The organism is Spirulina subsalsa FACHB-351, from assembly GCF_026130165.1.
GTDB lineage: Bacteria > Cyanobacteriota > Cyanobacteriia > Cyanobacteriales > Spirulinaceae > Spirulina_A > Spirulina_A subsalsa_A.
Genome location: NZ_JAIHOM010000151.1, coordinates 1 through 10,789 on the forward strand (window position 1 = coordinate 1; position 10,789 = coordinate 10,789).

Annotated in this window: 11 protein-coding genes, 1 tRNA gene and 1 CRISPR repeat array; of the genes, 4 read left to right on the plus strand and 8 right to left on the minus strand. The window is 45.7% G+C overall.

Annotated elements, in window-relative coordinates; all coding sequences use genetic code 11:
• Positions 1–197: 197 nt before the first annotated feature.
• Both K4A83_RS20220 and K4A83_RS20225 read right to left on the minus strand, forming a co-directional pair.
• Positions 198–362 (minus strand): hypothetical protein, encoded by a 165-nt coding sequence (locus K4A83_RS20220; protein ID WP_265266504.1) that lies wholly within the window; start codon positions 360–362, stop codon positions 198–200.
• A 16-nt stretch (positions 363–378) separates the two neighbouring features.
• Positions 379–729 (minus strand): hypothetical protein, encoded by a 351-nt coding sequence (locus tag K4A83_RS20225; RefSeq protein ID WP_265266505.1) that lies wholly within the window; start codon positions 727–729, stop codon positions 379–381.
• Positions 730–806: 77 nt separating this feature from the next.
• Here K4A83_RS20225 and K4A83_RS20230 point away from each other — a divergent pair, with 77 nt between their 5' ends.
• Positions 807–1,085, plus strand: coding sequence for a DUF6439 family protein (locus K4A83_RS20230; protein WP_265266506.1), 279 nt, complete (start codon positions 807–809; stop codon positions 1,083–1,085).
• A gap of 72 nt (positions 1,086–1,157) precedes the next feature.
• Here the strand turns inward: K4A83_RS20230 and K4A83_RS20235 are convergent, their stop codons facing one another.
• The 4 genes from K4A83_RS20235 to dnaB all read right to left on the minus strand — a co-directional run bounded on the left by K4A83_RS20235 (position 1,158) and on the right by dnaB (position 5,252).
• Positions 1,158–1,619 carry an ATP-binding protein gene (locus K4A83_RS20235; protein ID WP_407810235.1) on the minus strand — a complete coding sequence of 154 codons (462 nt, stop codon included), beginning with the start codon at positions 1,617–1,619 and terminating at the stop codon, positions 1,158–1,160.
• Positions 1,620–2,140: 521 nt separating this feature from the next.
• Positions 2,141–3,511 carry a 23S rRNA (uracil(1939)-C(5))-methyltransferase RlmD gene (gene rlmD / locus K4A83_RS20240; RefSeq protein WP_265266508.1) on the minus strand — a complete coding sequence of 457 codons (1,371 nt, stop codon included), beginning with the start codon at positions 3,509–3,511 and terminating at the stop codon, positions 2,141–2,143.
• 159 nt (positions 3,512–3,670) lie between these two features.
• Positions 3,671–3,743, minus strand: a tRNA-Ala gene (locus K4A83_RS20245).
• Between the two features lie 174 nt (positions 3,744–3,917).
• On the minus strand, positions 3,918–5,252 hold the full coding sequence (dnaB, locus tag K4A83_RS20250; RefSeq protein WP_407810238.1) for a replicative DNA helicase: 1,335 nt from the start codon (positions 5,250–5,252) through the stop codon (positions 3,918–3,920).
• 68 nt (positions 5,253–5,320) lie between these two features.
• Here dnaB and K4A83_RS20255 point away from each other — a divergent pair, with 68 nt between their 5' ends.
• Together K4A83_RS20255 and tnpA are read left to right on the plus strand one after the other, a co-directional pair.
• A complete protein-coding gene (locus K4A83_RS20255) occupies positions 5,321–6,256 on the plus strand; it encodes an RNA-guided endonuclease InsQ/TnpB family protein (RefSeq protein ID WP_407810240.1) in 936 nt (311 codons plus the stop codon).
• Between the two features lie 243 nt (positions 6,257–6,499).
• A complete protein-coding gene (gene tnpA, locus K4A83_RS20260; RefSeq protein ID WP_265266512.1) occupies positions 6,500–6,919 on the plus strand; it encodes an IS200/IS605 family transposase in 420 nt (139 codons plus the stop codon).
• A 173-nt stretch (positions 6,920–7,092) separates the two neighbouring features.
• On the opposite strand, the gene K4A83_RS20265 is transcribed toward tnpA, so the two are convergent.
• A complete protein-coding gene (locus K4A83_RS20265) occupies positions 7,093–8,703 on the minus strand; it encodes an adenosine deaminase family protein (protein WP_265266513.1) in 1,611 nt (536 codons plus the stop codon).
• Positions 8,704–8,732: 29 nt separating this feature from the next.
• On the minus strand, positions 8,733–9,068 hold the full coding sequence (locus tag K4A83_RS20270) for a tRNA-binding protein (RefSeq protein ID WP_265266514.1): 336 nt from the start codon (positions 9,066–9,068) through the stop codon (positions 8,733–8,735).
• Between the two features lie 220 nt (positions 9,069–9,288).
• Between K4A83_RS20270 and K4A83_RS20275 the strand changes: the two genes are divergently transcribed.
• Positions 9,289–9,657 (plus strand): ExbD/TolR family protein, encoded by a 369-nt coding sequence (locus tag K4A83_RS20275; protein ID WP_407810243.1) that lies wholly within the window; start codon positions 9,289–9,291, stop codon positions 9,655–9,657.
• A 75-nt stretch (positions 9,658–9,732) separates the two neighbouring features.
• Positions 9,733–10,635: a CRISPR direct-repeat array (repeat unit 37 nt; unit sequence GTTTCAATACCTCATAGGCATTATAGGTCATTTCAAC).
• The last annotated feature ends 154 nt before the right edge of the window (positions 10,636–10,789 follow it).

Consider the following 10,789-nt stretch of genomic DNA (forward strand, 5'->3'; position numbering starts at 1 on the left):
AGGGGAGTCGGGTGTAATGTCATTGACTAACTTTGACTAACTTTAGCCAGAAACCGGGTTGCATTAATTGTCTAGTTTTCTCGATACACCCTAGCAAAAACCCGGTTTCTCATGTCAATTCCCTATTCCCTATTCCCTGTTCCCCAAGTTATTCAGCAAGCCCTACATTAGGCAAGAGTGGGGAGGGTTAATTGCTTTCAGACTTCGGGTTCTGGTTTAGAATCAGGTAATTCTGGGGAGTGTTGAATCTGATTAAACTGATACCCTTGTTGATTCAGTTGCTTGACAAATTGAGTGGGGCTGGGGGGGGGAGGGGGTGGGGTGATGCTACGGGTTTTTTTCAGTTTGGCTTTTCGTCCCATAATAGTCGCTCCTGTCCTAGCTAGTACAAGACTTCAGCAACCAGCCTAACACAATCCCTAAGCCCCCAAAGCGGACAACTTGCCAGAAGGGTTCTTGTAAAGACTGCCAACGGAAAAGACGACTTTCTAGCTGGACTTCGAGGAGGTGAATTTGTTCCTCGATTTGCTCTAGTTCGGCTTTGAGGGGGTGGTGTTTGGGGAGTTTTTGCCCTTTTAAGGTCTGTTGTTTCTGTTGCAGGTCTTTTAAGGTCTGGCTGTCTTGTTGGACTTGTTGGCGGCGTTGTTTGAGGTCTTGGAGACTCTGTTCAACTTGAGCTAGGGCAGTATTAAATTCTTCTTCCCAAAGGGGTTCGTCGGTTGGGGGCATCTTGCACTACACTGGAAATCTAACCCGTAGAGGGGCGTTTTTGGTAAACCCATATTAAACCGATTTTGAGGTGTTTTATGTCTTTAGTTCCTCCTTCTACTCAGTCTGAAGCGTTGCAAGAGGTCAGTACGTTGGAGTTGGCGCAGGTTTTGGCGGAACGGTTGGCGATCGCACCCCAAGACTGGCATCGTCTCAAAGCTAATCGCAAAGCCCAAGCGAGCCAACAAATTGCCGCCGCTTTAGTGTTTCTGCTCAAGGATCAACCCCAAGAGGCGATCGCACGACTCCAACAAGCGACAGGATGGTTAGACCGCTCAATCTCGGCTCCCCCCTGTCCCACTCACGGCAAACGTTAAAAATTCTGTAGGGAGTCAGCACCCCCGAGAACAATTTCCCCGAGAACAATTTAAGGAAAACTTAATAGCAGTTTAAGAAACCAAGGCTGTATCGTGGGGTTTTACTTCCTTTGAGAGTCGGAGTTGAGTCCCGCCACGATTCCAATGGACGTGATCGAAAATTTGGTATAGAATGCACAAACCTCGACCATGATCAAAGTCTTCTGGGGGTAAGAGGTCTTCCGGTTCAGGCCAATGCTCATGATTCGGACAGGTGCAGGTCGGACTAAAACCAGAACCTTGGTCAGAAATTACCCAAGAATAGAGGTTTTCGGTCACGGAAAACTGTACAGAAACGGTCTTACTGGGGTCTAACTTGTTGCCATGTTTCGCCGCATTTACTAGCGCTTCTTGCAGTCCTAAACGGATTTCAGCTTGCCACTCTGGGGGAATTTTGGCTAACAGGAGGTCTAGGATAGGACACAAGTAAAGCGTAGATGCGAAGCTCATGGTTTCCCAGTTCTGTTTCTTCGCCGGTAAAGAGATTGCAATCACAAAACTTACCTCTAGCTTGTTTCAAAATGAGCGAGTTGCAAAATGGGTCTAGATGATTTGGGTCTAGATGATTTGGGTCTAGATGATTTGGACAGAACGTAGAAGTCAGAAGACGGTCATTAGCCCATGGAAAACAGGAGATAGTTAAACGCTAATCCATTGAAAATTGCTCCTAATTCATTGCTCCTAATTCATTGCTCTTGATTGAGCGATACTCACGGCAGAATCTAGGTGATCGGGTAGTAGGGGAGTCAAAAAGCCCCGTGCTTGACCCCAGCCGATGGTTAGTGTGAGGAAATAGTCAAAACCCGCCCCTCGTCGCCAATCGAGCAATTGACCCCGAAGCCCGTAACCAAAAACGAACAGTTTTTAAAATCTTGTGTTTGCCCACGGTAAGCAAACCTTATCTAACACTTATTATAGCAAACTTTAAAGCCAAAATTGTCGGTTTCCCATCTTGACAAAAAATCTTAAATAAGCATTAAGATTCAACCGAGGGGGCTAAAATGGACGAAAACCGCCTAATCTCGGGTCAAAAAGGCAACGGATTCAACGTGGGCTGTTTGGGGGAAAAAGTCGGCGGGTTGAACTTTCGTGAGGTGATAGCCGCCCTCACAGAGGATTTTTAGATCCCGGGCAAGGGTAGCGGGTTTACAACTGATGTAAACCAAGCGGGACGGGCGATAGGTCAGGAGGGAGTCTAGAACCCGGCGATCGCATCCTTTGCGGGGGGGATCCAAGATTACAACGTCTGGGATCACGTCCAGGTGGGGGATCACCTCCTCCACCGCCCCCGTGTAAAACTGGACATTTTCGATCTGATTTAACGCCGCATTAGTTTGAGCTTGGGCAATAGCACTAGGCTGTAACTCAATGCCAATAGCTTGTTTAACATGGCGGGCAAAGGGGAGGGTAAAGGTGCCAATACCACAATAGGCATCGACCAACACCTCCGATCCCCCGAGGTTTAACTCCCCCAAAATCTGTTCATACAAAGCTTCTGCCGCTTCGGTATTGATTTGAAAGAAGGGATCCGCCCCCAGTTGAAAGACTAAACCCGCGAATTCCTCTCGCAAGTAGGGTTTTCCGGCAATACACCGGGTTTCCGAGCCTAAAATCCTATTCGTCTGCTCCGGATTGCTATTAACACAAACTCCCACCAAATTGGGATATCTTTGCATCCATGCTATGGATTGATCCCCAATGTGTTTTAGTTCAAAGTTAGTGGTTATTAGTGTAATTAGCATCTCTCCAGTTCGGCGACCAATCCGCAAAGCAAGATGACGTAAACGCCCTTGATGGCGTTCTTCGTTATAAATTGACCAACCTTGGGCTTGAATATCTTGTTTAATCTCCGCCAGCAAGGGATTTAACCGCTCATCCTGTACTGGACATTGGTTCAAATTGATCAAGACATGGGATCCTTTACGATAATAGCCCGCTTGAACTTGGCCTTGACTAGAACGAGCGAGGGGATAGGTGGCCTTGTTGCGGTAGCCCAACATAGCAGAAGTGGGTAGAAAGGGAACCAGAGGGGGATCACTAAAACCCCCAATCCGTAAGAGGGCTTGACGGACGATATTGAGTTTCAGAGTTTGTTGATAGGAGTCCTCAATATGTTGCCACTGACAGCCCCCACATTTATCGGCCACAATACACCGGGGACGAATCCGGTGGGGAGAAGGGGTTAAGATTTCTTGCAATTTGCCGTGAGCAAATTGGCGTTTGACTTGAATAAGACGCACCAAAACCTGATCCCCCGGAACCGTATCCGGCACGAACACCACCCGATCCTGCCAGCGTCCGACACCTTCGCCGCGATCGCCCATATCCTCAATTTCCAGCCGCAACAAGCTGCCCTGTTGCCATCCCTCAACGGCCACCTCTACCATATTTTCTCCTTCCGATAATATTTCAAACCTACTGTAATAACTTCTAGCCCTTGCCCAGTCTACCTTTCCACAACTTTAGGTAGATTTTAAGTAGAGTTACTCCTAGCTTATATTGAGTAAATCCTTAAAAACCTATATACAGTGCGAGTTTAAGTCCTATGGAGGTAAGCGGACTCGAACCGCTGACATCCTGCTTGCAAAGCAGGCGCTCTACCAACTGAGCTATACCCCCGAAAAAGCCGCGCTCTTTTTTTGCGCGCATTCACCATTATACATCCTCCCTCAAAAATGTCCAGAGGTTGAGCAAAATATTTTTTCACCAGCCCGGACAAGACCATATAGCAGCACAGGTAATGAACCGGATAGACTAGAATCTGCCATTTCCCCCGCCCTTGAGAACTTAAGCTTAAGCTAAATTAGCAAACTTCGTTAACTCCGGCTGGAATAACAGCTTAATCGTTCCCGTCGGACCATTACGGTGTTTCGTAATAATAACCTCCGCCAGATTCCGATCCGGAGAATCAGGATTATAGTAAGAATCCCGGTACAACATAATCACCATATCCGCATCTTGTTCAATCGATCCCGATTCCCTTAAATCCGACATCATAGGGCGTTTATTCGTGCGAGATTCCACACTCCGACTCAATTGGGAAAGAGCAATCACTGGGGCATTAATTTCCCGAGCCAATCCCTTTAAAGAGCGAGTAATTTTTGCAATTTCTTGCACCCGATTATCCCCACCCCCTTCCATTAACTGTAAATAATCCACTAAAACTAAGCCAATTTTTCCCCCATTTTCGGCCTGTAAACGCCGCGTCTCTGAACGCATTTGCATCACACTTAACGTCGCACTATCATCAATATAAATAGGCAAGTCAGCTAATTCCCCAATAGCCCGAGAAATTGCCTCCATTTCCGTTCCTGAAATAGTAGCCGAGCGCAATCGATTACTTTCGATCCCCGCTTCCCCCGCTAAAACCCGTTGGGCTAACTGTTCTTTAGACATTTCTAAGCTAAAAATAGCCACAGGCAATTGATGCTGTTTCGCCACATTCGTCGCAATATTTAAAGCAAAGCTGGTTTTTCCCATAGAAGGTCGTCCCGCCACCACGATAAAATCAGATCGTTGAAAACCACTGGTCATGGCATCTAAATCATAAAAACCACAGGTATATCCGGGGGGTGCAGTAGCTTCCTGTAAATCAGATAGGGTGCTAAACGTCTCAATTAAGGCATCAGATAGGGGCGTTAATCCTTGTTGAGGTCGTTTCTGGGTAATTTGAAAAACCTTCTGTTCTGCTTGGTCTAAAACATTTTCTAATCCTTGGGTTGTATCATAACCTAATTCGCCAATTTCATAACCTACGCCAATGAGTTGACGACGGACATACTTATCCATCACAATGGCTGCATAACGGTCAATATTGACCGCCGAAACGGTTTTTTCTAGGAGTTGGGTAAGTTTAGCAATCCCGCCAATTTTATCCAGCAGTCCATGATCTTGTAACCAACTGGTCACGGTCATTAAATCAGTAGGTCTACCGCTATTATGGAGAGCAACAGCCCCCTGATAAATAGACCGATGGGCTTCAATATAAAAAGCCTCGGCTTGGAGGGTTTCTAGAATCCGTCCAATGGCTTCAGGATCTAGTAAAACTCCGCCTAAAATTGCTTCTTCGGCTTCAATATTTTGGGGGGGGAGAATATCCTTAAGACTGTTTAATTTTGTCATAGTCATTGCCAAAAAAGAAAATACCATGCTAACATGATACCAACGGTTGAAAAGAAAAAGTTTGGATTTCTCTCATGGTAACTAGGCGATACACATTTCGACTATATCCCAATAAGGAACAGGAAGCCAAAATGCTCAATGCTAGACGGCTTCATTGTTACCTATACAATGCGTGTGTATCAGACAGAAAGTATGAGTGGAAAGCCAATCGTAAATCCGTGAGTTATATGGATCAGCAAAATTGTCTTCCTGAGTTCAAAGAATGTTGGACGGAGTATAAAGGGTTGCATTCCCAAAGTCTTCAGGCAACAGTGAAAAGGGTTGATTTTGCGTATGGTGCATGGTTTCAGGGATTGCGGAGGAAACGCTCACCCAACGGTAAGAAAAGAATAAAACCTTCTAATCGGTGGCGGTTGCATCGCAAACGGATTTCTCAACTTCAACGTAAGTGTGCTAATCAAAGAAAGAATTGGCAACACCAAATCACCTCAGAAATTGCTAGTCGTTATGACATCGGGGTGACGGAAAAGTTGAATGTTAAGGGAATGACCCGTAAAGCCAAGACCAGTAAAGGTCGTAGGCAAAAGGCAGGACTCAACAAATCCATCCTCTCTGTGGGTTTTGGTGAGTTAAATAATATGCTCACCTACAAAATAGAAGAAAAAGGTGGTATTGTCCTGAAAATCGATACAAAAAAAGTAAAACCATCACAGCGTTGTCCTCAATGTGGCACAGTCCACAAAGAATGGGCTGAACTCTCAAACCGTTATCATGTATGCGATTGTGGGTTTGAGTCCGATAGGGATTACTCGGCTGTGATGGTTATGTATAATGTTGCCGTTGGTCGGCAAACGGGGTTGGGAATCCACCTCGCAGACGTGGATGACTCTAGCACTACTTCTAAGACCCGTAAACATACGGGATCTATGAAGCAACTAGGTCAGGTGAAGCGTCAAAGCTCCAAACTTACTAAGGGTGCGGTTTTAGAAACCCCACCCTCAACGAAGTAGGGTGGGGTAATTCATATGGCTAATCATAATCCGCAAACAGGAATTCAGTAGTCCGTTGTAGTTGACATCCGCCCCGCCGTAAACGGACGGGGATTACATCTATTTCAACAGGTCAAAAATTGACAATTGATAAAAGCTATTGGGTGGAGCGATCGCGCAACCGAACAAATCACCTCCCAACTTTAGCAAATATTTGTGTTATGTTATCATAATAACATTTCACCGTACAAGCTGCCAATAGTTATGGAAGCCAATTACTCTAAGACCCGCAGGGCTACGTTTAATCTTACTGTTCATATTGTGTTGGTGACTAAATATCGGAGAAAAGTATTCCAGAAAGAACATTTAGAGTTTTTAAGTGAGGCTTTTAAGTCTATTGCTGATCAATGGGATGCCAGGATCGTAGAGTTTAGCGGGGAGTCTGACCATGTTCACATTCTTTTAACTTATCCCCCGCATAAATTACTAAGCGGGTTAATTGCTAATTTGAAATCTACTTCAAGCCGGCTTCTGTGGAATAACTACAGTGACCATTTAGAGAAGATTTACTGGAAAGACAAGAGAGTGTTATGGACAGGAGCTTACTTTGTGGCTAGTTGTGGTGAGGTTACAATAGATCAAGTTAAAAAATATGTGGAGAGCCAAGACTCTCCAGAGTATTAATTGTGCTTCGCTGTTTCTATATTGGTTGGCTTTTCATCTCATCGGTGAAACCGAGAGCCTTCAAGCCAACATTTAAGGTAAGCTGAACAGTCCTGAACATTGATTGACATGATGTGTCAAGAATCCCCGCGCGTTCACGCCGGGGAGTATGTCAAAATGCTCGGACTCTGTTCCTACCGCCAAGGCAAGGCCTCAAACTCAGAAAACTGAGTTTCTAATAACCATTGTTGATTCGCTCGTTCATGATTGGCTAAAAAATTAGCGCATCCGGTTGATAGAGTCCCGCGGCCGGGATTATCGCCTTGGCAGGGAGCCGCCAAAGAACGATATTCTGGACTGGACCACAAACTGTCTCCGGGTAAAAAGCTATATTCCAAACTGTTGCGCGCTAAACGTTTTAATTCTACATAACCTAAACCGTAGTGAATGGCGGATTGCCAATATTCATGGCTAAGGTCAATCCGGCCAATTCCCTCGTCATCAGTGGCTAGCGTCACGGGGACTCCAGCTTTCAAATAATCTAAGAAGGGATGAGCCGGGCCGGTAACATTTAAAATCACGTCGTTACTGGTGAGACAAATTTCCACGAGAACGCCCCGTTGTGCCATTGTCGCGAGAAGATCCCAAGGATCATCTTCATAGAAAATGCTCACACCATGCCCAATCCGCTTGGCTTGAGCGACTTCTACGGCTTCGCGGATGTGAAAACGCAGTTCACTGGGGGGGACTAAACCGAGGGTTAATTCTCCGGCATGGAGGGCGATGTTTAAATCTGACTCTTGGCGACTGAGAAAACCTAACATAGCCATCTGGAGGCTGTAGTCCCGTAGAGCGACGGGATGATCTTCGGGGGCGACTAAGTTTAAGCCAACAACATCAGGATGGGCTTTGATGAGTTCTATGGCATAGACGAATTGAGCAAAAACTTCTTCGGGACGATTGAGGCGGTTGGTTTGCTGGATATAGTTGACGGTGACGTTACAATGGCTGGGGCGGTTGGAGTGGTGACAACCGAGGGTTAGAAATAAGTCTCGTTGGAGGGTATCGAGTTCAGCAACTCCCTGTTGAATGAGGGCTTGAAATTGAGGATTTTGTAGGAGTTGACGACGGGCGAGGGCAAAGGCTTCTTCGTCTCCTCGGCTGAGTTGTAATTCTGGGGCTAGGGCGCGGACGGCACGTCCTTGAATGGTGAGCATGAGTTCTAAGTATTGAATATTTTGGGCGGCGGCGCGACTAATGACTTCTGCAACCATTCTGGGACGCATTGTAGTGTTGCTGGAGAGGGCATCAAAGCCATCAAAGGCGGCAAAGAATTGGTCGTGTCCGGTTTGTCCGGCAAAGGGGAGATTGCGGACTGACCATCGGTCAATGAGGGCGTTGTAGAGGGGGATGTTCTGAAATACTTGGTGGGCTTGAATGTGACCGTTGGCGGGGCGACAATCGGCGGGGGCGACTAGGATGAGGGCGTTGGGATCGACGCAGTAGTTTTCTGAGGCGGCCCATCCTAGATAACTTTCGGCGTAAACGGCTCCGGAGAGGTGGGAGTGGAGATCGGCTCCTTTGGGCATTCGTTGAATGAAGGCGCGGATTTGGGTGTGGCGATCGCGATTGGCTTCAAACCAGTTGGCAACGTCTCGCTCTCTGGCGGTTTGGGGGGTTTCTCGGGCTAGGGTTGGGGAGGAGGTTTCAGGGGCTAGGGTCCGTTGGGCGAATCCTTGGAGGGGGGTTAATCCTGTGGTGAGGAGAACACTAAGGAAGAGCAGAAGGTGGTGGGGTTTGAGCATCGGCTGATTGGATCAAGTAATTCTTTAGTTTAGAGTATTCTTTGACCGGGGGGAACAGGTTGATCGGGTTGCAGGAGAACTACTTGTTGATCGTCTAATACGACTCCCAGCACTAGGACTTCTGAGCGGAAATCGGCGATTTGTCGGGGGGGGAAGTTGGTGACGGCGACAATCAGGCGATCGCGCAATTCTTCTTTAGAATACCGTTGGGTAATTTGCGCACTGGATTTTTTAATTCCTAATTCCCCGAAATCAATCCACAGTTTGTAAGCTGGTTTGCGGGCTTTCGGGAAATCTTCCACCCGGATAATTTTCCCGGTGTGGATTTCGATTTTTTCAAAATCAGCGTAGGTTACATTAGACATATTTATTGCTCTTAGGGTTTGTCTTATCGTTGTATGGGAGAGCCGTTGTGATTGAAGGATTTTTACAGCAATTCCCTGATCTGTTGATTGTTGCACAAAGTTATTGATTTGCTTACAATTGAGGCAATTTAGCTGATTCCGGATTGCCGAAATGCGCTTTAAGTCACAAGACAATCTCTCTCCTATTCCTAGAATTGACCTCATCCCTATGCTTAACGTGATGATGGCTGTTCTAGCTTTTTTTGTGTTAATTTCCATGTTGCTCACTACCGCACCGGATGGCGTGGAAGTCCAACTACCGGGGGAGGAAAATGAGGAGTCTTCTGAGGAGTTGGAAAGGGATTTTCTGCTGGTGCGTCTGACAGCAACTCAGGAAGGGATCGTCAATGGGGAGTCGTTGACTCAAGAACAAATTTTAGCCCAAATTCCTAACTATTTAGTGACTGTTCCCGAGGGGGTTGTACTTTTGGTTGCAGAACCTGATGTCCCCTATGAGGTTGTAATTCAATGGTTAGCGGCAATGAAGACTGTAGGAGGCGATCGCGTTTCTTTAGGCATTGAACCCGTTGATCCTGAAGGGCTTAATTAGAGGGGTTGTGCTGGGGGATTCTATCATGGTGAAGGGGGCGATCGCCAAACGACAACGCTTGAATATTCCTGTCCCGTTTCAATACCTCATAGGCATTATAGGTCATTTCAACCGCACGGGGTTTAATCTCATGCAGGGCGCACGCCAGTTTCAATACCTCATAGGCATTATAGGTCATTTCAACTTTTAAGAAAAGAGTAGGAACAGGAATAAAACCGTTTCAATACCTCATAGGCATTATAGGTCATTTCAACGTAAGGAGATATATGGCTAGCCTGATTTTTTCAAGTTTCAATACCTCATAGGCATTATAGGTCATTTCAACTCTATGCACTGAAAGCTTCTCTGTGGTAGATAAAGTTTCAATACCTCATAGGCATTATAGGTCATTTCAACCTGCTGTATGGATGAAGCCAACAATCATCGAAGCAGTTTCAATACCTCATAGGCATTATAGGTCATTTCAACAAAACAATATTTGCCGGGTTTTTTATTGTTAATTTAGTTTCAATACCTCATAGGCATTATAGGTCATTTCAACCGATGACATATCATCGACAATCATAAGCATCGATGTTTCAATACCTCATAGGCATTATAGGTCATTTCAACGCGTACGGATTAGCCGAAGGAGGGGAGCAAAAGTTTCAATACCTCATAGGCATTATAGGTCATTTCAACGGAGGAGGCAGGGGATCTACCCGAGGGGGCTTTTGTTTCAATACCTCATAGGCATTATAGGTCATTTCAACTAGACTGGCTCACCTACTCCAGCGTCACCCCCGGGGAGTCTGGTTTCAATACCTCATAGGCATTATAGGTCATTTCAACATGTCATTTAATCTAGTTGAATTTTCCTTTTTTGGTTTCAATACCTCATAGGCATTATAGGTCATTTCAACTCCGGGCAAGAGCTAGACTTTGCCCGCGCTAGCTAGCTGGTTTCAATACCTCATAGGCATTATAGGTCATTTCAACATAATATTTAATGGAATTATTTTCTTTCAGAAGTGTTGAATGTTAGAAAAAAAATTGACAAAAAGCTCCTACTTCGGTAAAATAGGAGCTTGTTTTTTAAAAAAAATCAATAATTTGATTCTATCCAACTTCCCTCAAATTGTCAAAAAATGCC